Origin of the sequence: Paraburkholderia nemoris, assembly GCF_905221015.1 — a bacterium.
GTDB lineage: Bacteria > Pseudomonadota > Gammaproteobacteria > Burkholderiales > Burkholderiaceae > Paraburkholderia > Paraburkholderia nemoris.
Window position 1 is genome coordinate 397,559 of sequence record NZ_CAJNBO010000002.1, and the last position, 22,561, is coordinate 420,119.

Annotated in this window: 17 protein-coding genes; 7 read left to right on the forward strand and 10 right to left on the reverse strand. The window is 62.3% G+C overall.

The annotated features are described in order from the left end of the window. Positions 1–33: 33 nt before the first annotated feature. Positions 34–1,119 carry an aldose epimerase family protein gene (locus KHO33_RS04420; RefSeq protein WP_200561526.1) on the reverse strand — a complete coding sequence of 362 codons (1,086 nt, stop codon included), beginning with the start codon at positions 1,117–1,119 and terminating at the stop codon, positions 34–36. Positions 1,120–1,152: 33 nt separating this feature from the next. After that, positions 1,153–2,370 carry a XylR family transcriptional regulator gene (locus KHO33_RS04425; RefSeq protein ID WP_154558009.1) on the reverse strand — a complete coding sequence of 406 codons (1,218 nt, stop codon included), beginning with the start codon at positions 2,368–2,370 and terminating at the stop codon, positions 1,153–1,155. Between the two features lie 273 nt (positions 2,371–2,643). Between KHO33_RS04425 and xylA the strand changes: the two genes are divergently transcribed. From xylA to KHO33_RS04445, 4 genes are all read left to right on the forward strand, one after another. Next, positions 2,644–3,966 carry a xylose isomerase gene (gene xylA / locus KHO33_RS04430; RefSeq protein ID WP_200561528.1) on the forward strand — a complete coding sequence of 441 codons (1,323 nt, stop codon included), beginning with the start codon at positions 2,644–2,646 and terminating at the stop codon, positions 3,964–3,966. Positions 3,967–4,141: 175 nt separating this feature from the next. Continuing rightward, positions 4,142–5,170 carry a D-xylose ABC transporter substrate-binding protein gene (gene xylF / locus KHO33_RS04435; protein WP_054040132.1) on the forward strand — a complete coding sequence of 343 codons (1,029 nt, stop codon included), beginning with the start codon at positions 4,142–4,144 and terminating at the stop codon, positions 5,168–5,170. Positions 5,171–5,258: 88 nt separating this feature from the next. Then, complete coding sequence (gene xylG / locus KHO33_RS04440) at positions 5,259–6,827, forward strand: D-xylose ABC transporter ATP-binding protein (RefSeq protein WP_200561530.1); 1,569 nt, start codon at positions 5,259–5,261, stop codon at positions 6,825–6,827. Beyond that, positions 6,824–8,023, forward strand: a complete 1,200-nt coding sequence (locus tag KHO33_RS04445) for a sugar ABC transporter permease (RefSeq protein WP_054040136.1) — start codon at positions 6,824–6,826, stop codon at positions 8,021–8,023. The genes xylG and KHO33_RS04445 overlap by 4 nt, the downstream gene beginning before the upstream one ends. Positions 8,024–8,082: 59 nt before the next feature. Here the strand turns inward: KHO33_RS04445 and KHO33_RS04450 are convergent, their stop codons facing one another. Then, entirely contained in the window at positions 8,083–9,504 is a 1,422-nt protein-coding gene (locus KHO33_RS04450) for an aldehyde dehydrogenase family protein (RefSeq protein WP_200561532.1), read from the reverse strand. 100 nt (positions 9,505–9,604) lie between these two features. Between KHO33_RS04450 and KHO33_RS04455 the strand changes: the two genes are divergently transcribed. The 3 genes from KHO33_RS04455 (at position 9,605) to KHO33_RS04465 (ending at position 13,531) form a co-directional block, all read left to right on the forward strand. After that, positions 9,605–10,492 (forward strand): LysR family transcriptional regulator, encoded by an 888-nt coding sequence (locus tag KHO33_RS04455; RefSeq protein ID WP_200561534.1) that lies wholly within the window; start codon positions 9,605–9,607, stop codon positions 10,490–10,492. A 281-nt stretch (positions 10,493–10,773) separates the two neighbouring features. Beyond that, on the forward strand, positions 10,774–13,044 hold the full coding sequence (locus KHO33_RS04460; protein WP_200561536.1) for a xanthine dehydrogenase family protein molybdopterin-binding subunit: 2,271 nt from the start codon (positions 10,774–10,776) through the stop codon (positions 13,042–13,044). A gap of 25 nt (positions 13,045–13,069) precedes the next feature. Next, a complete protein-coding gene (locus KHO33_RS04465; RefSeq protein ID WP_115778595.1) occupies positions 13,070–13,531 on the forward strand; it encodes a (2Fe-2S)-binding protein in 462 nt (153 codons plus the stop codon). Between the two features lie 259 nt (positions 13,532–13,790). Here the strand turns inward: KHO33_RS04465 and KHO33_RS04470 are convergent, their stop codons facing one another. The 7 genes from KHO33_RS04470 to KHO33_RS04500 all read right to left on the reverse strand — a co-directional run bounded on the left by KHO33_RS04470 (position 13,791) and on the right by KHO33_RS04500 (position 22,480). Next, entirely contained in the window at positions 13,791–15,329 is a 1,539-nt protein-coding gene (locus KHO33_RS04470; RefSeq protein WP_200561538.1) for an efflux transporter outer membrane subunit, read from the reverse strand. After that, entirely contained in the window at positions 15,326–16,363 is a 1,038-nt protein-coding gene (locus KHO33_RS04475) for an efflux RND transporter periplasmic adaptor subunit (RefSeq protein ID WP_200561540.1), read from the reverse strand. Before KHO33_RS04475 ends, KHO33_RS04470 begins: the two co-directional genes overlap by 4 nt. Next, positions 16,360–16,569: a DUF1656 domain-containing protein gene (locus KHO33_RS04480; protein ID WP_054040146.1), complete on the reverse strand. Its 210-nt coding sequence runs from the start codon at positions 16,567–16,569 to the stop codon at positions 16,360–16,362. The genes KHO33_RS04475 and KHO33_RS04480 overlap by 4 nt, the downstream gene beginning before the upstream one ends. A gap of 45 nt (positions 16,570–16,614) precedes the next feature. After that, on the reverse strand, positions 16,615–18,717 hold the full coding sequence (locus tag KHO33_RS04485; protein WP_200561542.1) for an FUSC family protein: 2,103 nt from the start codon (positions 18,715–18,717) through the stop codon (positions 16,615–16,617). Positions 18,718–18,723: 6 nt separating this feature from the next. Further along, positions 18,724–19,185 carry a MarR family winged helix-turn-helix transcriptional regulator gene (locus KHO33_RS04490; protein ID WP_054040151.1) on the reverse strand — a complete coding sequence of 154 codons (462 nt, stop codon included), beginning with the start codon at positions 19,183–19,185 and terminating at the stop codon, positions 18,724–18,726. 114 nt (positions 19,186–19,299) lie between these two features. After that, a complete protein-coding gene (locus tag KHO33_RS04495; protein WP_200561543.1) occupies positions 19,300–20,958 on the reverse strand; it encodes an ATP-binding protein in 1,659 nt (552 codons plus the stop codon). Positions 20,959–20,962: 4 nt separating this feature from the next. Beyond that, positions 20,963–22,480: an ATPase domain-containing protein gene (locus tag KHO33_RS04500; protein WP_200561545.1), complete on the reverse strand. Its 1,518-nt coding sequence runs from the start codon at positions 22,478–22,480 to the stop codon at positions 20,963–20,965. Between the last annotated feature and the right edge of the window lie 81 nt (positions 22,481–22,561).

Sequence of the window (22,561 nt, forward strand, 5' to 3'; positions counted from 1 at the left end):
TGTAATGCTCTTCCTAACATATGAAGAATTGCTTCAGACTCCAGAACGTACACCCACGCGGTACGCCGTCACCTGCCGGTATGTGCTGCCGGGCCGCACGATGACTTGCTCCTGCTCAGCCATATTAACTTCGTTCGGAAAGCCGCCGGCTTCGAGACACAGTCCGGCGTGCGCCTGGTAGGCGACGCCGCCGCGTCCTGTGTCGCCCTTCAGGAAATTGCCGGTGTAGAACTGCAAGCCGCGCTGATCGGTCAAGACGGTCAGTTCGCGTCCGCTGCCAGGGTCATAGGCGCAGGCAACCTGGCGTACCTGCGGTTCGCGTCGGGTCATCGTGGCATCGGGCGCGTCATGCAGCACATAGCAGTGATCGAAACCACCGGCCTTCGCCAACTGCGCATGCGGCCAGTCGAGCCGCGCCCCGATCGGCGCGCTCTGCCGGAAGTCGAACGCATTGCCTGCCACTTCGGCAAGCTCGCAAGGAATCATCGACGCGTCGACTTCGAAGAACCGGTCGGCATCGATCGACAACACATGGCCGCGAATGTCGGCATCCCGCCGACCTGTCAGGTTGAAATACGGATGGCTCGTCAGGTTGAGCGGCGTTGGGGCGTCCGTGATCGCTTCATACGCGATCGTCAAGGTGCCGTCGTCGTCGAGCGTGTAACGCACTTGCACCGTGACATTGCCCGGAAAGCCGGCGTCGCCTTCGGGCGATTCCAGACGCATAAGCAGCGCACCGTTGTCTTCGCTCACGTCCCACAGTGCGCGATGAAAACCCTGCGTGCCGCCATGCAGCAGATTCGCGCCTTCGTTGCGATCGAGCATGTATTCGATACCGTCCAGCGTGAAACGCGCATCGGCAATGCGGTTCGCCCAACGGCCGACCAGCCCGCCCATGTAGGTTGTGGCCGCAACGTATTCGGCGGGCGTGTCGTGTCCGAGCAGAATGTCGCCGAGACGACCCGCGCGGTCCGGCGCATGCCACGACACCAGCGTCGCGCCCAGGTCGCTGATGGCGACTTTCATGCCGTGCGCATTGCGCAGCGTGAAGAGCCGCACAGGATCGCCGCCGGGCAGAGCGCCCCATGGCTCAGAAGAAAGTGGTGCGATGCTGATCATGTCGTCGGTGGAAAGAATAGGTGAAAGGCATGCTCAGCCGGGTGTTGCGGTCGAATTCACACGGTCCTGGTATTCGCGCGGCGTACAGCCGAGTTCGCGGCGAAACACCGCGTACATGTATTGCAGCGACGTGAAGCCGCAACGAATCGCCACCTCGGCACTCGACGCATCGCGCTTCGCCAGCAGCGCTTTCGCGACGTCGAGTTTATGGCGCAGTATTTCCTGATGCACGGTGCACTGTCGTTCGCGCCGGAAGTACTCTTCGAGCGACGATCTCGACACGCCCACGTAATCGGCAACCTGTTCGGTGCGAATGCCCTGGCACGCGTACTGGCGGATGAAGTGCCGCGCGCGCATCACATACGGACTTGCGAGCGGCTGGTGTTTCGTCGATTCGAGCACATTGATGCCGACCGGTGGTACGAGAATGCGCCGCCCCGGAAAACGCGCGCCGTGCAGCATTTGATGCAACAAGTGAGCGGCGGTGCGGCCCATTTCCTCGGTGCCTTGAATCACGGAGGAAAGCGGAATGCGGGTCAGCGTACGCGTGAGCGGATCGTTGTCGATACCGATGATCGCCACTTCTTCAGGCACGGGAATACCCGCGATCAAACAGGCCTGCAGCAGATGCCGTGCGCGGGCGTCGGTGACGGCGATGATGCCAACCGGCTTCGGCAACTGGGCGAGCCACGCGGTGAGTTGCTCGGTTGCCTGATTCCATGACGGCGCGCTGGTCGACAGGCCGCGATAGATCTCGGTGCCGATTTGCTCGGCGCTATGGCCGTCCGTGCTGCGCAAGTGAGCGAATGCCAACTCACGTTGCTGCGCCCAGCGATTCTCCTGCGCTTGCGGAAGGCTATACAAAGCGAAGTGCTCGAGTCCCGCGCCGATCAGATGCGTGTACGCAAGCGAAACGAGCTTGGCGTTATCGGTGGCGATATAGGGTAAGTCCGGGGGATAGTGCGCCGGATCTTCGAACGATGAACCGACCGCCACCACCGGCAACGGACAATCTCGCAGCGCTTCACCCACGGCGGGATCGTCGAAATCCGCGATGATGCCGTCGCCGTCGAAACGCTCGATACCCGTCAAGCGGCAGCGGAAATCTTCTTCGAGGAAGAGATCCCACGCCACGCGCGTCGACAGCAGGTAATTGCCGATGCCGGTGATGATCTCGCGGTCATACACCTTGTTCGCGTTGAACAGCAGCGCGATCCGATGGGTCGTCTGTGGTGTTTGCGGACGGGTCATGGCAGTGGTGGCGTGCGGATCGTCAAGATTCGCAGCGCCGTTGTCTCCTGTTAGGCGTGCTCTGAAGGCAGCACCGTTTTTAAGCGTTTGGTTATTCTAGGCCGCGAACATCGCGCCGGTGTGAAACAAACGCATGGGCGGTAAGAAACATCAAGCACGCTGCGCAATTTCGCAATTGCCGATGCACCTTGCAAGCGGCAGCATGGCGTCACCTTGTCGACCGGCGCGGCGATACCGCACGGGTTGCAGTGCAGCATAAAACAGGAGACGCTGATGTCCTACTTCGAACACATTCCCGAGATCCGCTACGAGGGCCCGCAATCGGATAACCCGCTTGCTTATCGCCATTACGACAAGAGTAAGCGGGTGCTCGGCAAGACACTCGAAGAACATCTTCGCATTGCTGTGTGCTACTGGCATACGTTTGTCTGGCCAGGCGTCGATATCTTCGGGCAAGGGACGTTTCGGCGTCCCTGGCAGCAAGCCGGCGACGCCATGGAACGGGCGCAGCAAAAGGCGGATTCCGCGTTTGAGTTCTTCTCGAAGCTCGGTACGCCGTATTACACGTTTCACGATACCGACGTTGCGCCGGAAGGCGATAGCCTGAAAGCCTATAGCGAGAACTTCACGCGCATCGCCGACTATCTGGCGCGCAAGCAGCAGGATACCGGCGTCAAACTGCTGTGGGGCACGGCCAATCTGTTTTCGCATCCGCGTTATGCAGCAGGTGCGGCGACCAGCCCTGATCCCGAGATTTTTGCGTTCGCTGCGACGCAGGTTCGTCATGCTCTTGATGCGACCCAAATGCTGGGAGGCGAAAATTATGTGTTGTGGGGCGGCCGTGAAGGCTACGACACGTTGCTCAATACCGATCTCGCACGCGAACGTGATCAGCTTGCCCGTTTCCTGCACATGGTGGTTGAGCACAAGCACAAGATTGGCTTCAAAGGCGCACTGCTGATCGAGCCGAAGCCGCAGGAACCGACCAAGCATCAATTCGACTATGACGTGGCGACCGTGCACGGCTTCTTGCTGCAATACGGGTTGGAGAAAGAGATTCGCGTGAATATCGAAGCCAATCACGCGACGCTTGCTGGTCACTCGTTCCATCACGAGATCGCGACGGCCTACGCGCTAGGTATTTTCGGCAGCGTCGATGCGAATCGCGGCGATCAACAGAATGGCTGGGACACGGACCAGTTTCCGAACAGCGTCGAAGAACTGACGCTGGCCTTCTACGAAATCCTCAAACACGGCGGCTTCACCACCGGCGGTATGAACTTCGACGCAAAGGTTCGGCGCCAGAGCGTCGATGCGGAAGATCTGTTCTTCGGCCACATCGGTGCAATCGATAACCTCGCGCTCGCCGTCGAGCGTGCAGCGACGCTGATCGAAAACGACCGGCTCGAAACGTTCAAACGTCAGCGCTACGCGGGCTGGGAGTCGGAGTTCGGCAGCAAAATTCTGAAGGGTGACTATTCGCTCTCGACGCTGGCTACGGATGCATTGGCACGCGGTCTGAATCCGCAGCACGCGAGCGGCAGGCAAGAGCAACTGGAAAACGTTGTAAATCAGGCGATTTACAGCCGGCGCTAAAAAGGCAGTCATGAAGTAACCGCTCGAAAAAGGGCACGCAGTAAGACATAAAAACCGCGCGGCCACGTTGACCGCGCGAATAAAAGAAGCTTTGGGTTGTCGCTTGTCCGGTTCTGCGGCTCGCAGCGCAGACCGTCCAATCCGGTATTCCGGCTATCAGAACAAGGAGTGAGACATGAAATTCGCAACGCGTCGTACCGTACTGAGTTCGCTCGTGTGTGGAGCGATGCTCGCCAGCCTGTCGCTTGTCGCGCCGCTCGCGCATGCAAGCAAGGACCACCCGGAAATTGGCTTCTGTATCGATGATCTGCGCGTCGAACGCTGGTCGCGCGATCGTGACTACTTCGTTGCAGCGGCAGAAAAGCTCGGCGCAAAAGTATCGGTGCAATCCGCCGATGCGAGCGAAGAGCGGCAGATTTCGCAGATTGAAAACCTGATCTCGCGCGGGGTCGACGTGATCGTGATCGTGCCGTTCAATTCGAAGACACTGGGCAACGTGGTTGCCGAAGCCAAGAAAGCCGGCATCAAGGTCGTCTCGTACGACCGCCTGATTCTCGACGCCGACGTGGATGCCTATATCTCGTTCGACAACGAGAAGGTCGGCGAGCTGCAAGCACAAGGTGTCTTCAACGCGCAGCCGAAGGGCAACTACTTTATGCTCGGCGGCGCGCCGACCGACAACAATGCCAAGATGCTGCGTGAAGGCCAGCTCAAGGTGTTGAAGCCCGCAATCGACAAGGGCGACATCAAGATCGTCGGTCAGCAATGGGTACCGGAATGGAGTGCGTCGACGGCGCTGCGTATCGTTGAAGATGCGCTCACGGCGAACAACAACAAGATCGACGCAATCGTCGCTTCGAACGATGGCACCGCAGGCGGCGCGATCCAGGCACTGGCTGCGCAGCACATGGCAGGCAAGGTGCCGGTGTCGGGACAAGACGCTGATCTGGCCGCTGTGAAACGCGTAATCGCCGGCACGCAGACGATGACCGTGTACAAACCGCTGAAGCTGATTGCAGGCGAAGCGGCGAAACTCTCCGTCGCGCTTGCGAAGGGCGAGAAGCCGGCCTTTAATGCACAGTACGACAACGGCAAGAAGAAGGTCGACACGGTGCTTCTGCAACCCACGTTGCTCACCAAGAGCAACGTTGATGTGGTCGTCAAGGACGGCTTCTACACCCAGGCCCAGCTCGCGAGCCAATGAGCGTAACGTGTGCGTAGTTCAAGCCGATGTGCCTGGCGTGCGTCAGGCACATCGGCGCGACCGCGCGCCCTGCAGCGAGGCATAGCGAATGAGTGAACCATTACTGACGATGCGCGGCATCGTCAAAGCGTTTTCCGGCGTGAAGGCGCTCGACGGCATCGACCTGACGGTGGCGCCAGGCGAGTGCGTAGGCTTGTGCGGCGAGAACGGCGCGGGCAAATCGACGCTGATGAAAGTGCTGTCCGGCGTCTATCCCCACGGCACGTGGGATGGCGAAATCACCTGGGAAGGCGAGCCGCTGAAGGCCGCGAGCATAAGGGACACGGAACGCGCGGGCATCATCATCATCCACCAGGAGTTGATGCTGGTGCCTGAGCTCTCGGTCGCGGAGAACATCTTTCTCGGCAACGAAATTACGCTGCCTGGCGGCAGAATGAATTACGCCGCGATGTATCAGCGCGCCGACGAACTGCTGCGCGAACTCGGCATAAGCGGAATCAACTCCGCGCAACCGGTGATGAATTACGGTGGCGGCCACCAGCAGTTGATCGAGATCGCTAAGGCGCTGAACAAGCGCGCGAAGCTGTTGATCCTCGATGAGCCGTCGTCGTCGCTGACGGCTACGGAGATACACATCCTGCTGGATATCGTGCGCGATCTGAAGCGGCGCGGCGTCGCCTGTGTCTACATCTCGCACAAGCTCGACGAAGTAGCAGCCGTGTGCGACACAATCAGCGTGATTCGCGACGGCCGTCACGTCGCGACCGAACCTATGCGCGCGCTGACAACCGACCGGATCATCTCCCTGATGGTGGGCCGCGAAATCAAGAACTTGTTTCCGCGTGAACCGCACCCGATTGGCGACGTGATCTTCGAAGCGCGCCACGTGACCTGCTTTGACGTCAACAATCCGCGCCGAAAGCGCGTGAACGATGTATCGTTTGCGCTGCGGCGTGGCGAGATTCTCGGCGTTGCCGGTTTGGTTGGCGCGGGGCGTACGGAACTGATGCAGGCGATCTTCGGTGCGTATCCCGGTGTGAGCGAGGCGACGGTGGTGATGGATGGCAAGCCGTTGAAAATTCGCGCCCCTGTCGATGCGATTCGCGCAGGTATCGGCATGGTGCCGGAAGATCGAAAGCGCCACGGCATCGTGCCGGGTCTGAGCGTCGGTCACAACATCACGCTTGCGGTGTTGCAACGTTTCGCGAAGGGTGGTCGCATTGATTCAGCCGCCGAACTCGACACGATTCACACGGAGATGAAGCGGCTTTCAGTGCGCGCGGCGCATCCGATGCTCTCGATTGCGAGTCTGTCGGGCGGCAATCAGCAAAAGGCCGTGTTGACGCGCATGCTGCTGACGGACCCGAAGGTACTGATCCTCGACGAACCGACGCGAGGTGTCGACGTCGGCGCGAAGTTCGAAATCTACAAACTGATTTTTCAACTGGCACAGCGTGGCATGTCGATCGTGATGGTGTCGTCCGAATTGCCTGAAGTGCTCGGTATCAGCGATCGCGTGCTAGTTATCGGCGAAGGCGAATTGCGCGGCGATTTCGTCAACGATGGTCTCACGCAAGAGGACATTCTTAGCGCCGCCATCCGTCCTGTGCAGCGATCCCTCAACCCGACCGTACCAACCGAAGCGAGTGCCGCATGACTCCCGACGTCACTTCCCAACCCGCCGACGGCGCTGCGTCGCGAGGCGCATTCGGTGGCCCGCAGCGTATTCAGCAACTGTTCGCGCGTTACAAGATTCTCGCGTTGCTGATCGCGGTAGCCGTGATCTGGCTTTTCTTCTCCTTGCTGACGCACGGCGCATTCGTGACGCCGCGCAATCTGTCGAACCTGCTGCGGCAGATGTCGATTACCGGCATGCTCGCGTGCGGCATGGTGTTCGTGATCATCGCGGGCGAGATTGATCTGTCGGTCGGGTCGTTGCTGGGTTTGCTCGGCGGTGTCGCGGCGATTCTCGATGTGAATCGGCATTGGCCAATTGGTGTCACGGTGCCTGTGGTGATGCTGCTTGGCGTGCTTGTCGGTATGTTCAACGGATGGTGGTCGACGTACCGGCGTGTGCCTTCGTTTATTGTTGGGCTGGGTGGCATGCTGGCGTATCGCGGCATTCTGCTTGGCGTTACTGGTGGTTCGACGATTGCGCCGGTTTCTGATGGTTTCGTGTTTGTCGGTCAGGGGTATTTGCCGCGTCTTGCTGGCGATACGCTGGCCGTCGTGCTGTTTGTCGTACTGGCCTTTCTGACCGTGCGACAACGAAGCAACCGCGAGCGTTATAAGTTGCGGGTGGTGCCGATCTGGCAGGACGTCGCGAAAGTGGTCGGGGCGGGCGTGATTCTGGCCGCGTTTGTTGCCACGCTCGATCGCTATGGCGGCATTCCTGTGCCGGTTCTGCTGCTGCTCGCGCTGCTGGGTATTTTCACGTGGATCGCGACGCAGACCGTTTTCGGGCGGCGTATCTACGCGGTGGGGTCCAACCTGGAAGCGACGCGGCTCTCCGGCGTGAATACCAACCGCGTGAAGCTGGCCATCTTTGCCCTGATGGGACTGATGTGCGCGTTCGCGGGGATCGTCAATACGGCGCGACTCGCGGCCGGCTCACCGTCGGCGGGATCGATGGGTGAGCTCGACGCGATCGCCGCGTGCTTTATCGGCGGGACATCGATGCGCGGCGGTTCCGGAACGGTCTACGGTGCGCTGATCGGTGCGCTGGTGATGGCGAGTCTGGACAACGGCATGTCGATGCTGGATGTCGACGCGTACTGGCAGATGATTGTGAAGGGCAGCATTCTCGTGCTGGCTGTGTGGATCGATGTGGTGTCGGGATCGAACCGGCGGTGAAACAGCAGGCGGTGCGTCATGCAAATGACGACGCACCGCCTGCTGAGCGATCAAACGCGTTAGTTCACGCCGAGCAACGACTTAGGCTCCATGAAGGCTTCCAAGCCGAACGTGCCATATTCCCGCCCAATGCCCGATTGCTTGAAACCGCCGAACGGTGCTGCCGGTTCGTGTGCCAACGTGTTGATCAGTACACGCCCTGCGTCGATACGAGTGGCGACTTCGCGAGCCCGCGCTGCATCGGCTGAGAGTACGTACGCTTGCAGCCCGTAGCTAGTGTCATTGGCGATTGCGATCGCTTCCTCGGTATCGCGATACGCAATGATCGACAGCACCGGCCCAAAAATCTCCTCGCGGGCAATCGTCATGTCGTTGCTAACGCCGCTAAATACGGTCGGGCGCACGAACCAGCCGTGCTCCACGCCTTCCGGCCGGCCCTCGCCACCGGCAATCAATCGCGCGCCTTCTTCGATGCCAATGCCGATATAGCGTTGCACGCGCTCCCACTGCTTGCGGCTGACCATCGGGCCGATCTGCGTAGCCGGATCGCGCGGATCGCCGGCTTGCGTGCGAGCGACTTCAACGCTCACCCGCTCTTCGAATTCCGCAAGGCGGCTCTGCGGCACGAGAATCCGCGTACCGGCGATACACGCCTGACCGCTGTTCATGAACCCTGCCTGGAGCGCCAACGGCACCGCTTCCGCGAAATCGGCGTCGTCGAGTATGACCACCGGCGATTTGCCGCCCAACTCCAACGTGACGCGTTTCAATGTCTCCGCGCCGGTGCGCAGGATTGTCTTGCCGACAGCCGTCGATCCGGTAAAGGAAATCTTCGCCACGTCCGGATGCGCGCTAATTTTCGCCCCCACCGTGTCGCCCCGGCCCGTGACGATATTGAACACGCCCGCGGGCAAGCCGGCTTCGTGCAGCGCCTCGGTGATGATGCGTGTCTGGATCGCGCTCATTTCACTCGGCTTGATCACGGCCGTGCAGCCCGCTGCAATTGCCGCAGCCAGCTTCCCGCAGATAAAGCCGCCGTTGCTATTCCAGGGCGTAATCAGTCCGGCGACGCCGAGCGGTTGCATGACGACGTCGGCCGTGCCGGCGCGTCGCGTGAAATCATAGGGCCGCAAGACCTTGACGACTTCCGCCAGGACGTCCGCTGGATATTTCGCCATCCAGCGTGCGCGTGACACCGGTGCACCGTATTCCTCCACGATTGCTTCATACAGCTCGTCTTCTCTCGCTTGAACCGCGGCGTGCATGCGTTCGAGCAGCGCGATCCGCTCTTCCTTGCTGGTGCGGGAAAACGCCGGAAAGGCGCGCTTGGCGGCCGCGATCGCGCGGCGGGCGTCTTCCGCGTCGGCCAGACGCACCTTGCCGATCACCGTTTCCTTAGCCGGGTTGTGAAGATCGAACCACTCCTCGCCGTGCGGGGTGACGAACGCGCCGTCGATATAAACCTTGTCGATTTGCTGCATGAAAGCTCCTACCCAGGAAGTTGTTGCCTCAAAGATAGGCTCAATCGATTAAGCCGACTAGCCATATAATCAAGGATGATTCGTTGAGCAGGATGGGATAATGAAGACGCCCGGTTTGAGCGAACTGGAAGGCGTGCTTGCGGTGGCGCGTCATCGCAGCTTCCGCGCAGCGGCCACGGAACTTGGCGTGTCGACATCGGCGCTGAGCCATGCGATTGCAGCGTTGGAGGCGCGCATCGGCGTGCGGCTCTTTAATCGGACCACGCGCAGCGTGTCCTTGTCCGAAGCGGGCGCGCAATTCGTCGACAGTGTGGCGCCAGCGTTGTCGACCATTCGCGTCGCCATCGAGCAGGCCGGCAGCTTTCGCGACACACCGGCGGGCACGCTGCGGATCAATACGTCGACGGGCGCGGCGCGCCAGGTGATGCCCTTGCTGCTGGAATACCTACGGCGTTATCCGGAGATGAAACTGGATCTCGTCACCGAGGGGCGCATGATCGACATCGTGGTAGAGGGCTTTGATGCCGGCATTCGGTTGGCTGAGATTGTGCCGCAGGAAATGATCGCGGTGCCGTTCAACCGGCCGCAGCGTTTTGCGGTCGTCGGGAGTCCCGCCTATTTCGCCGAAAATCCGAAGCCGCGCAAGCCGGACGACCTGCGTGCACACCGTTGTATTCGCATGCGCATGCCGAGCGGCCGTATTTATCACTGGGAGTTCGAGCGACGCGGCGAGGCAATCAGCGTGGATGTGCAGGGCATGCTGACGCTCGATGAGCCACTGCTCATCATGGAGGCAGCCCGCGAGGGCTTCGGACTGGCGTATATGACCGAATGGAACGTGGCGGCGGATCTGGAAGCGGGCACGCTGCAGCGTGTGCTGGACGATTGGACGCCGGCGTTTGATGGGCTGTGCCTTTACTATCCCGGGCGACGTCATGTGCCGGCGGGGTTGCGGGCGTTGATTGAGATGATTCGGGAGGGCGGGTGAAAGTAAAAATCCGCCACCTCTCGTATTTTTCCGCCGTTCAAGCCAGTTGCGCTGCAGCGTGCCACAACGCGACGAATAACATTTAATGAACTGACACACGGCTTGCATCCGCCCTTTCCTCGAAGGGCATCCGCCAGCACGGTGTAGCTCGGCTGAAACCCTTTAGCTTTCAGTCCCCCACCCACTCTTCCGTCTTACTACTGTTCCGACGAAACAAACTCCCGCGCCAGCCCGCGCTTTCACAGCGTCCCCGCCACCGTGCAAGCTGATCGAGCCATACGATGTTAAAGCGCAGAACCTTCCTGCTAGGCGGCGCCGGCGCGCTCGGCGTGCTGCTGGTCGGCTGGTCGGTGCTGCCGCCGGGGCAGCGTCTGACTCCCTCCACGCCGTTGCCGACGGAAGGCAACCAGGTCGCGCTCAACGGCTGGGTCAAAATCGCCGCGGACAACACCGTGACGATCGTGGTGTGCAAAGCGGAAATGGGCCAGGGCATCCACACTGGTCTTGCGATGGTGCTGGCCGAAGAACTCGACGCAGACTGGTCGCAGGTTCGAGTGGAGAACTCGCCAATCGACAAGATCTACAACAGCGTGCAGAACATCGTCGACGATCTGCCGTTTCGCCCGGACGACGACAGCACCGTCAAGCGCGCGACGGTCTGGATGACCCGTAAGTTGGTGCGCGACGCCGGCACGATGATGACGGGTGGTTCATCGAGCATGAACGACCTATGGACGCCGATGCGTGAAGCCGGCGCCTCGGCGCGTGCGATGCTGATCGGTGCGGCGGCCGCGCAATGGAAGGTGGCGCCAGGAGAATGCCGCACGGAAAGCGGCTATGTACTGCACGCAGCAGGCCACAAGGCGAGCTTCGGCGAACTGTCCGCGATGGCCGCGCAGCAACCGCTGCCACGCAAGGTCGCTCTGAAAGATCCTGCTGAGTTCAAACTGATCGGCAAACCGATGCGGCGTATCGAAGCCGCGTCGAAAATCAACGGCACGGCGCGCTTCGGCATTGACGCGCTGCCCGATGGTCTCATCTACGCAAGCGTGGTGATGTGCCCCACGCTGGGCGGTACGGTGGCGCATTTCGACGCTTCGCCCGCCAAGACCATGCCCGGCTTCATCAAGGCGTTTTCGCTGAAGCCCTACGCCGGTGGCAGCGGCGGCGTCGCGGTCATCGCCGACAATCCGTTCCGCGCGATGAACGCGGTCAGTGCGATCAACGTCGTGTGGAATGACGGCCCCGCAGCCACGCTGTCGAGTGCGAGTGTGGACACCCAGCTCGCGCAAGCGCTGGACGACAGCGACGGTCACGCCTACTACCACCGTGGTGACGTCGACGCCGCATTGAGCGCGGCGGCGCGCACGATCAGCGCCGAGTACCACGCACCGTATCTCGCGCATGGCGCGGTCGAACCGGTGAATTGCACGGTGCAGGTTGCGGATGGCGCGGCCACCGTTTGGGTCTCGACGCAAATGCCGGCGCTCGCGCGGCAGCATGTCGCGAAAGTGCTGGACATCGACGCCGACAAGGTCGATGTGCAAACGCAACTGCTCGGCGGCGCGTTCGGGCGTCGTCTCGAACTCGATTTCATCGCGCAAGCAGCGGCGATTGCGCGCGAGGGCGGTGGCCGTCCGGTTCAAACAATCTGGTCGCGGGCGGAGGATTTCACCCACGATTTCTATCGTCCGGCATGCGTGTCGCGCCTGAAGGCCGGTCTGGACAAAGACGGCAAACTCGTCGCGTGGTATGCCACGTCCGTGAGTCAGGCGATCGTGCCGGAATCGCTTGCGCGTTACTACGGCGTGCCGCGCATTCCCATCGACAAGACCACTTGCGAAGGCGCGTTCGATCAGCCCTACGAATGGCCCGCCGCGCGCGTGGCGCACAAGATCGTCGAGTTACCGATCCCGATTGGATTCTGGCGCTCGGTCGGCCACTCCCATCAGGCGTTTTTCACCGAGGGTTTTACCGACGAACTCGCCGCAGCCGCCGGTCGGGACCCGATTGCGTTTCGCGCGGCGCTGCTCACGCAGCATCCGCGCCATCTGGCTGTGTTGAGGCGCGTTGCAGCTTTATCGGATTGGGGACATCCCATGCCGCGTGCCGCCGATGGCACAAAGCGGGCGCGCGGCGTCGCGCTGCACGAAGCGTTTGGCAGTGTCGTCGCGCAAGTTGCAGAGGTATCGGTCGGTGCGAACAAACAGATTCGCGTGCATCGGGTGGTCTGCGTGATTGACTGTGGACTGCCGGTGAACCCAAACCTGATTCGTCAGCAGATGGAGGGCGGCATCGTATTCGGCCTCTCGACGGCATTGCAGGACGAAATCACCATCGTCGGCGGTCAGGTGGCGCAGAAAAACTTCGTCGATTTCCCGGTCGTGCGGATGAACGACTGTCCGGTGATCGAAGTCGACATCATGCCAAGCCAGATGCACCCCCAGGGCGTCGGCGAACCGGGCGTGCCGCCGGTTGCGCCGGCGGTGGCCAACGCGGTATTCGCACTGACCGGTCAGCGCTTGCGCGCGTTGCCGTTGCGGGTTGCGTGAAACGCTTCAGATTGACGGAGAAAACATGGGATCGCTAAATATCAACGGCCGCGCGGTTGCTGTGCAAGCCGAACCGGATATGCCGCTTCTGTGGGTGCTGCGCTGCGACCTCGGCATGACCGGCACCAAGTTCGGCTGCGGCGTGGGCATTTGCGGCGCGTGCACGATCCACCTTGACGGCAAGGCGGGCCTTGCCTGCCAGACACCGATGTCGAGCTTGCACTCGCAGAAGATCACGACGATCGAAGGCGTACAGGGCGCCGAAGCGCAGGCGCTAAAAGCGGCGTGGATCGATCTCGACGTGGTGCAGTGCGGTTATTGTCAGAGCGCGCAGTTGATGGCGGCCTGCGCGCTGCTCAAGCAGAAGCCCAATCCCACTGACGCGGACATCGACGCGGCGATGTCCAACATCGTGTGCCGTTGCGGCACGTATCCGAGGGTAAGGGCGGCGATTCACCAGGCGGCTGCGAAACGGCGGCCCGCTTAAGGCCGGCATCACCGCAGGCAGAGACGCCTGGGTGAGCCGATTACGAGCCCCGTGGGCTCAGTTCGCCAGCATCTCCACGACCGCGACCACTACCGTGAAAACGCCGATACAACCGCCCAGCGTGGCTGCGCCTTGCATGAATTGCGACATACGTGACCCCGTAACGTGTGGTGTTGAGGCTCGTATTTAACCTGAATTGAAAGGTAAAAGAAAGCTTGTCAATAATAGTGATTTACCCGGATGAGGGGAGGCGGGAAGGTCAAGGCGCTTTGGTGGCCGCCGTCGGCATGGTGACCTTAGCCGGCGCCGCGGCAGCAGGACTCGTGGCGTTAGAAACCGCAGCCCCAGGCGCCGCCTGCGCATCAGTCTCCCACCCACCACCCAGCGCGAGGAACAGATTGACCTGATCAATCGCCACCTGCCCCTCCGCTGCCGCCACCTGAGACTTCGTCGAAGTCAGCGTGCGGGTCGCATCCAGATCCGAAATGAACGACTCGCGTCCGGCGCGATACAGCCGATGCGTTTCATCCGCCGACGCGGTGGCCGACTTCAACGCCGCACGCAAGGCGTCGGCGCGAGCATAGTCGGACGCATAGGTCGCAAGGCTGGTTTCGGTTTCGCGTAACGCGGTCAGCACCACGCCGTCGAACTTCGCCAACGCAACATTGCTCGACGCTTGCGCTTCACGCACACGGCCCCGTGCGCCATTCGTGGGGAAGGTCCAACTGATCAGCGGACCGAAGGCCCAGCGTGCCGTCGGCGAGGTGCCGAGGTCCTCCAGAACCCCCGTCAAACCCGCCGACGCGCCGATGCTTACCGTCGGATACAACGCGCCCGTCGCGACGCCGATACGCGCCGTCGAAGCCGCCAGCTGACGCTCGGCCTCTCGCACATCCGGGCGGCGCTTGAGCAGCGCGGCGCCGTCGCCGACCGGAATCGGCTGACGGATTTGCGGCAGCGCGCTGCAGGCCAGCACGGCCGGCGGCAAATCGGACGGTGCGCGTGCGAGCAGCGCCGCGAGCCGGTATTGCGCAATCTGGCGGCGCGCCGTGTAGCGCGGAATATCCGCCGCCAGCGTATCGACCTGGGTCTGCCCGCGCGTCACATCGGGCTGATTGCCGCGGCCGGCGTCGCGCAACCGGCGCGACACGTCCACACGCTCCTTCTGCAAGGCCAGCGATTGCTGCGCGATCCTGAGTTCCTCGGCGGCCGAGCATTGCTCGACGTACGAGCGCACCACATCCGCGACCACCGTGATTCGTGCGAGATCGGCGGCAGCCTGCACGGATTCCGTATCCGCCGCCGCCGCTTCGACACCACGCCGCAACTTGCCGAACAGATCGATTTCGTACGAGATGCTGATACCGATGTCGCCTTCGTTGACGACCGGCAGCTTCTCGGTAAGCAGGTACTGCTCGGCCGATTCCTGCGCGCGTTCGAGCAGCACCGAACTCTTGCCGGAGAAGCCGCCTTGAGCCTGCGCGACACCCAGCGCCTCACGCGAACGCGCGAGGTTCGCCGCCGCGACGCGCAAGTCGGTATTTGACTGCAGCGCTTCGTCGACGAGCTTGTTCAGCACCGGATCGTCATAGAGCTTCCACCAGATCACCGGAACGTTCTGCCGCGTGGTCAGTTTGGCATCGGCGCCTTCGATCGGCGCATTGGCGAGCGGCGCGTTGACCAGCGCCTGCTTCGGCAGCGCGTAATCGGGGCCGACATTCACGCAGCCGTTGAGCGCGACGCTCAACGGCAACAGTGGCAGCAGCGGCAATAAGGGAAGGGCGCGCGACAGCTTCATTGCGACGCGCCCGATATGACGGCAGCAGATGCCGGTTGCGTAGCAGAAGCAGCAGAAGCAGCAGAAGCAGCGGAGGCAGCCGGAACAGCAGATGTAGCCGAGGCCGAAGCCGCCGATGCATCCACCGTACCCGAAGCACCCGCAGCCGGACGTTGCTTGCCGGTCGGCGACAGATCGCGCACCGACACCGTCGCGGTGCGTCCGGCGATCATGCGGAAGTCGGCAGGCACCTCGTCGAGCGCAACGCGCACTGGAATCCGTTGCGCGAGGCGCACCCAGCTGAATGCCGGGTTCACGTTCGGCAGCAGATTCGATCCTTGCGTGCGGTCGCGGTCTTCAATCCCCGCGACGATGCTTTGCACGTGACCGCGCAGCACGTTCGGCTCGCCCATCACCTGGATATCGACCCGTTGGCCGATGTCGATGCCGCGCAGCTTGGTCTCTTCAAAGTAACCGTCGACGCGGAACGAATGCATATCCACCACCGCCAGCACGGCACGGCCCGCCGAGACGAATTCGCCGGTGCGCGGCGCGCGGTCGTTCAGATAGCCGTCGACCGGACTCACGATAGTGGTGCGTTGCAAATTCAGTTTGGCGGTATCGATCGCGACGTTCGCATCGGCGAGCGCGGCTTCCGCCGTTTCAACACGCGAACGGCTTTCTTCGGCGACTTCCGCCGCCACCAGGTTGCCGAGCTGGCGATTACGCACGTCTTCGCGGCGTGCCTGATCGAGCGTAGCGCGGCGTTGCTGCGCGGTGGCCTGCGCCTGGCGCAGTGCGAGCGCATAGCGGGCCTGATCGATTACGAACAGCACCTGGCCTTGTTTGACCTGCTGGTTGTCCACCACCTCGACCGATGAGATCAGCCCCGAGATATCCGGCGCGACCTGGATCACGTCGGCGCGCACATGGCCGTCGCGAGTCCACGGCGCGAACATGTAATAGGCGACCAGTTTCCACAGCACGAAGGCTGCAACCACGACGACGATCAGGGTCAGCAGAATTTGACCGACGGAGAACCAGGTTTTTTTCACGTTATTAGTCTGTGCGAAACGACGACGACAAGGCCCAGCACCAGCACATAGATGCCGAGATCGAAGATGGAGCGATGCCAGACGAAGCGGTAAAAGCCGACGCGTTCGAACACCGTGCGAATGGCCAGGTTGATCAGATAGGCGATCAACATCAGCACCAGCACGGCCGGCACGAACACGCCGAAGATATCGATTTCACCGATCATCGCGGGAACGGGCAAAGGAGAGGGTGGGGTTGCGGGACGGGCGCATCAGGCAGCGGCCTCCGGTTCGGGCGGCGTGGGTGTGATTAGCGTGGCCGGAAACAGCGAAAGACGCAAGCCGACCAGCGCGTGCAGCGCCTCGCGCAATCGGCGCGCCGAAGTTTGCGCGGTCGGGCCCGGCGCACCGGCGTTGGCGAGGCCTTGTGCGGTGACGCGCGCCACGGCTGCATCGATCGACGACATCAGTCTCTCGGGCACCGGTTGGCGCACGCGCTGGTCGATGCACCATTCGAAGTAGTCGCACACGTCTTCGAGGACGTGATCGATCGCAGCCGGCGCTTCGCCGCCGAGCTTGCCGGCCAGGCGGCGCAGATCGAGCGCGTTGAAAGCGATACGCAGATCGCGGAAGCTTTCGATCGACGGATGGCGGTGGTCGTCCGTGGCGGCGAGGCGCGGAATCAGCTGCATCAGGCGGTCGAGCATGCGCGCGGCCAGATTGCGCGGGTCTTCGATCGTCCGGGTGGACGCGGTCAACGCCACATCGGCCCAGCTCGATCGCAACAGCCGCGAGGCTGCGAGTTCGGCGCCGAACGGCCGCGTCGCGCGAGTCCACAGATACGCATACAGCAAGCCGGCAAGGCCCGCGAGATTGCTGTTCAGGAAGATCAGAAAGTCGGCCGAATAGGCATCCTGAATGCTGATGAAGGTAGCGGTATTGACGGCTACGAGCACCGTCACCATGTTGAACTGCGGACGCGGGATCAGCGTGCCGACCAGGATGAACGGCCCGGCGAACAGGATGACCAGCATCGGGAAATCGTGCACGTGAGGCAGCACGGCGAACAGATAGATACCGGCGGCCACCACGGCGATCGCCGTGGCGACGAAGAACTTGAACACCATTGGGGCGGGTTCGTCGAACGCGGCGAAGAAGCAGCAGGCGACTGCTGCCAGCGTCGCCGCATTTGCGCCGTCCGCCCAGCCTGAACTGATCCACAGACTGCACGCGATGACGACCGCGGCGCCCGCTGAAACCGTCGAAAACAGCATGATGCCGCGATCGAAGAACCGTTCGGTGCCGCCCAGCCGCCAGTGGCGAAAACGCGGCCGCCACGAGCCTTCTTCGCGCGTGATGATGATGCGCAGCGAGCGGCAGTCCTGCCAGATATCGATCACCTGTTTCAGGCGCCATAGCGCGTTCGAAAGCAGCGCGTTGTCCCAGGTCGCCAGCGCGGCCGGCGGCGGCTGCATCGCGGCGATGCGCTCGCGCAAAGCGTTGGCTGCCTCGTCGGGATGATAGCCCCCGCTGACTGCGGGAAGCGGCGCATTGAACCACTTGATGACGTCGTTGAGCAATGCTTCGAGGCCTTCCGGCCATGTCTGGCGGCCGCAGTTGTAGAGCGCGATTAGCGGATCGGCCAGCGCCGACATCATCGGCAGCAGCAACTGCATGCGCCCGCGCAACTCGTGAGCGCGTGTCAGGATGTCCGGGCGGGTGTGGTCGTAGGCAAGCTGGCTCAGCAGCAACTCCAGCCCGTTGATCGTGCTCGCAATGCGCTGGCGGGCTCCCGAGATCGCCGAGCCCGCAATGCGCCCGGACAGCGTTTCGGTCGCATAGAACGCGGCGTCGCGAAACCACGCGTCGGTGCGCTCGATGATGGTGGGGGCGAGCCGGCTAGGAAACAGCGAACTGCCGACAATACTCGCGCACACGATACCGAGCAGGATCTCCTCGGTGCGGCTGATTGCCAGATCGAACACGCCGCCGGGATTGGTCACCGAAGGCAACGCAATGATCGGCATGGTGTAGGCCGCCAGCATGAAGACGTAGCTGCGTGCAGTGCGATCGGCCACCGCCAGATACAGCAGCGTGCCGGTCCACAACGCGACGATCACGCTGAACAGATAGGGCGATTCGACGAACGGCGGCACCAGCAGCACCGCGGCCGACGCGCCCAGCATGGTGCCGAGCGCACGATAAAGCGCCTTGGAGCGGGTCGCGCCGACAAACGGATTCGACACGATGTAGACGGTAGCCATCGCCCAGTATGGCCGCGGCAGTTCGAGCGAGAGACCGATGTAAAGCGCGATCATCGCCGCGGCAAACGTCTTGACGGAGAACAGCCAGTCGCGGATGGAGGGATAGACCATAACCCGTTACTCTGCGTCCCGGGGATTGGTGGGCGCCGGAGCGTCGGCCGTGAAAGCAGCCAGCACCCGCAAGGTCGCTTCGAGATCGCTACGCGAGATACCTTTCAAAGCTTGCGCCCGCAGCGTATTCAACTCTTCTTCCATTTTTGCGGTGACGGCGCGGCCTTCGTCAGTGAGCGCCACGGTCTTGGCGCGCCGGTCTTCAGGATCTTCGTCGCGGCGCATCAGGCCGGCCGCGCACAATTGATCGAGCAGCCGCACGAGCGAGGGGCCTTCAATACCGATGTGATCGGCCAGCGTGACCTGCCGCACCGCTTCGCCGAGCCGGCTGGCGGTGAGGAGCGGCGTGGCGCACGCTTCGGAGACGTTAAAGGCCGCGAGCACGCCATGGCTCGTGCGCCGCCATTTTCGGGCAGCGACGACCAGGGTGCTGCTAACGGTGCGGCGCAAGCTATCGAGATTCGACATGGCCGCTATTGTATTTCCTAGATATTCGTTAGCAAACTATTGAATTGGATTTTTGTGGGAATGTACTCCGCGGAAGTCTGCAGTCGTAATGTGACAATCAATTGCGGCTTTTTCTCAGGCTGCGAGGCCGAGCCGGACGGTACGCGCCAGATCGTCGAGCTGGAATGGCTTGCGCAGGATCGTGCAGCGCTTGACGGCGAGACCCGAAATATCTACGTCCGCGTAACCGGTCGCGAGGATCACCGGCAAGTCCTCGCGCATCTTGCGCGCAGCGGCGATCACGTCGATGCCGTTCATGCCCGGCATCGCGAAGTCGACCACGAGCAAGTCGGGCTTGTCGTCCTGCAACCGGTTTAGTCCGGCCTGGCCGTCTGCGGCTTCGGTCACGGTATAGCCGAGCATTCTTAAACACTCGACCAGCATCGCCCGCACCTCGCCGTCGTCTTCGACAACCAGTACGCGTTTCACGCCCACTGCGTTCTGTTCGACGTCGGAGACCACCGCGGTCTGCGACGCCACGCGCTCGCGCAAGGGCAGCCAGATCTCCACCGTGGTGCCCGCGCCCTCTTCGCTGAAGAGGCGCGCGGTGCCGCCGGCTTGCCGCGCGATGCCGTAGACCTGGCTCAAGCCGAGGCCCGTGCCTTTCCCGATCGGCTTGGTCGTGAAGAATGGATCGAACACGCGCGAGACTACATCGGGCGGCACCCCCGAGCCCGTGTCGACGACTTCAAGCACGACATAGTGGCCGTCCCCGAGCGTTTCATCGGGAGCGACTCGCTCCTTCACGTGAATGGCCAACTGGCCGCCATTCGGCATGGCGTCGCGCGCATTGATCGCCAGATTGAGGATGGCCAGTTCGAGCTGATTGGCGTCGGCCTGGGTCCACATCTCTTCGCCGTCGAATTCATTGGTGTAGCGGATGCTCGACCCGAGCGACACGGTGATGATGTCGCGCATGCCTTGCAGCAAGGCGACCACGTCCACCGCTTTCAGATCGAGGTTGCTGTTGCGGGAGAAGGTCAGTAACTGGCCCGTCAGTTTCGCGCCGCGCTCGGTTGCGCGTTTGACGGTGGCGGCCATAGCGCGAATGCGATCGTCGCTGCCGACCCGCGCGATCAACTCTGAGTTCACCATGATGACGTTCAGCAGATTGTTGAAGTCGTGCGCGATGCCGCCGGTGAGCTGCCCGAGCGCCTCCATCTTCTGCGATTGCACGAGTACGGCCTGCACTTTGGCGCGCTCGTGAATCTCCATCATCAGGCGGTTGTTGGCGGACGCAAGCTCCTGCGTGCGCCCGGCAATGCGGCTCTCCAGCGAATCGTTGAGCTGCACCAGGGCTTCTTGCGCCTCGATCAGTTCGGCCAGATGGCGGCGCGATTCGTACTGCCGCGAGCGTGCCCTTAGCGACGAGCCTACCGCGCGCCGCAAAGTTTCCGAATTCAGCGGACGCTCGAGCACCACCACGTTGCCGAGCCGCTCGAGCACTTCGAGGCTGCGTGCCGAACGGCGCCCGACGCGATTGGCAGCGAGCAGAATGAAGGGAAAGTCGGACCACGCCGGTTGCTGCTCGAGCCAACCGAACAGGCGCGATGCGTGGCCGTCCGCGAGGGCTTCTTCGGCGATCAGCGCACTGCCCGCGCCGGCATCCAGCGCTTCGGTGAGTGCATCGGCATCGCGGCAAGCAACGGATAGTCGGGCGTCCTTCTGCAGGACTTCGGCAATCACATCGGCGTCGCGGCCGAACGGCGCCAGGATAAGGACGCGGTGCTCCATGGCGTTACCGCCGCGATGTGTCGATGAGTCGATCCTGCTCGCCGAGCAGGGCTGTACCGCCGCGGTAGGAGGGCAGGCCGGAGAGCACGCCTTCGAAGTCGCGCAAGGCCTCACCGACTTCCACGCCGTTACGGCCGAGCCGGAACTGGCGGATCGAGCGCTCGTGCGCGTTGGCACGGCTCTTCACGGCGGTGACGGCCGTCAGCACTTCGCCATGGTGTTCGAAGTAGCGGAACAGCACGACGACGTCGCTTAAGTAGCTGATGTCGAGATCGTTCTGCACCTCGCCGATGATGCCGTGCTGGCCGAGCACCAGCATCGTGATAACGCCTTGCTGGTTCAGATAGCCGAGCAATTCATGCATCTGCAGAAGGAGATAGCGCTCGCCGGGCATGGCCTGGAGGTAGGCATTCAGACTGTCGATGGCGACGTATTTGACGCCTTTGTTTTCCACCGAGTCGCGCACGTCGCTCGCGAATTCGCCGGGCGAGATTTCTGCCGGATCTATCTGGCGCAAGGTCAGCAGGCCGCTCTCGACGTGCGGCGCCAGATACATGCCGAGCGTCGCGCAACGGATCATTAACGTGGTGAGTGTTTCGTCGAACACGTAGTAAGCGCAGCGCTCGCCACGTTCGAGCGCGGCGATCAGGCACGACACGACGGTCGTGGTTTTGCCGACGCCAGACGGTCCGATCATCAGCGCGTTAGTGCCGGGGATCAGGCCGCCGCCGAGCAGTGCGTCGAGGCCGGACGTGCCGGTGCTGAGCACATTGGTGTCGAACGGCGTGTGATGCTCGGCTGCGACGAGGCGCGGATATACGTGGATGCCGCCGGTGTCGAGCGTGAAGTCGTGATAGCCCTCGCGGAACTTCATGCCGCGCATCTTGGCGATGCGCATGCGCCGCCGATTGCCGCCGTAGTCGTGCACGAGGTTGTCGAGGCTGACCACGCCGTGCGCGATGCTATGCAACTGGACATCGCCGGGGTCCGACGAGTTGTCGTCGAGCAGCAGCACCGTGCATTCGCGGGTGGCGAAATAGCGCTTGAGCGCGAGAATCTGCCGGCGATAGCGCAACGGGTTCTGCGACAGGAGACGCAACTCGGAGAGGCTGTCGAGCACGATGCGCACGGGTTTGAGTTCGTCGACCTGTTCGATGACGTTGCGCACGGTCTCGCCGAGCTCGACTTCGGCCGGGTGCAGCACGGTCTGCTCGTACTGCGGATCGAGGCCTTCGTCGGACAGCAGTTCGAGAATCGTGAAGCGGCTGAGGTCCCAGCCGTGGCTGTCCGCGACCGAGATCAACTCGGCGCGCGTCTCGGACAGTGTGATGTACAGCCCCGCCTGGCCCTGCTCAATGCCCTTGAGTAAGAATTGCAACGCAAGGGTAGTTTTGCCGGTGCCGGGCGCGCCTTCGACAAGGTACATGCGGTGGGGGGTGAGGCCGCCTCCGAGGATGTTGTCGATTCCCTCGATCCCCGAGGAAAGGCGGGCCGTTGAGGCGGCGGCAGGTAGGTTGGGCATAGCGTAGCGATCGCGTCGGTAGTGGCTTTGTTTTTTCAGCCGGTACGGACGGAATGCAATTTGTATGCCTATGGGCGTCGG

What these genes read in the sequence shown, in the direction of transcription:
- KHO33_RS04420 (WP_200561526.1), bottom strand. Translation starts at nt 1,119, where the DNA reads ATGATCAGCATCGCACCACTTTCTTCTGAGCCATGGGGCGCTCTGCCC.
- KHO33_RS04425 (WP_154558009.1), bottom strand. Translation starts at nt 2,370, where the DNA reads ATGACCCGTCCGCAAACACCACAGACGACCCATCGGATCGCGCTGCTG.
- xylA (WP_200561528.1), top strand. Translation starts at nt 2,644, where the DNA reads ATGTCCTACTTCGAACACATTCCCGAGATCCGCTACGAGGGCCCGCAA.
- xylF (WP_054040132.1), top strand. Translation starts at nt 4,142, where the DNA reads ATGAAATTCGCAACGCGTCGTACCGTACTGAGTTCGCTCGTGTGTGGA.
- xylG (WP_200561530.1), top strand. Translation starts at nt 5,259, where the DNA reads ATGAGTGAACCATTACTGACGATGCGCGGCATCGTCAAAGCGTTTTCC.
- KHO33_RS04445 (WP_054040136.1), top strand. Translation starts at nt 6,824, where the DNA reads ATGACTCCCGACGTCACTTCCCAACCCGCCGACGGCGCTGCGTCGCGA.
- KHO33_RS04450 (WP_200561532.1), bottom strand. Translation starts at nt 9,504, where the DNA reads ATGCAGCAAATCGACAAGGTTTATATCGACGGCGCGTTCGTCACCCCG.
- KHO33_RS04455 (WP_200561534.1), top strand. Translation starts at nt 9,605, where the DNA reads ATGAAGACGCCCGGTTTGAGCGAACTGGAAGGCGTGCTTGCGGTGGCG.
- KHO33_RS04460 (WP_200561536.1), top strand. Translation starts at nt 10,774, where the DNA reads ATGTTAAAGCGCAGAACCTTCCTGCTAGGCGGCGCCGGCGCGCTCGGC.
- KHO33_RS04465 (WP_115778595.1), top strand. Translation starts at nt 13,070, where the DNA reads ATGGGATCGCTAAATATCAACGGCCGCGCGGTTGCTGTGCAAGCCGAA.
- KHO33_RS04470 (WP_200561538.1), bottom strand. Translation starts at nt 15,329, where the DNA reads ATGAAGCTGTCGCGCGCCCTTCCCTTATTGCCGCTGCTGCCACTGTTG.
- KHO33_RS04480 (WP_054040146.1), bottom strand. Translation starts at nt 16,569, where the DNA reads ATGATCGGTGAAATCGATATCTTCGGCGTGTTCGTGCCGGCCGTGCTG.
- KHO33_RS04485 (WP_200561542.1), bottom strand. Translation starts at nt 18,717, where the DNA reads ATGGTCTATCCCTCCATCCGCGACTGGCTGTTCTCCGTCAAGACGTTT.
- KHO33_RS04490 (WP_054040151.1), bottom strand. Translation starts at nt 19,185, where the DNA reads ATGTCGAATCTCGATAGCTTGCGCCGCACCGTTAGCAGCACCCTGGTC.
- KHO33_RS04495 (WP_200561543.1), bottom strand. Translation starts at nt 20,958, where the DNA reads ATGGAGCACCGCGTCCTTATCCTGGCGCCGTTCGGCCGCGACGCCGAT.
- KHO33_RS04500 (WP_200561545.1), bottom strand. Translation starts at nt 22,480, where the DNA reads ATGCCCAACCTACCTGCCGCCGCCTCAACGGCCCGCCTTTCCTCGGGG.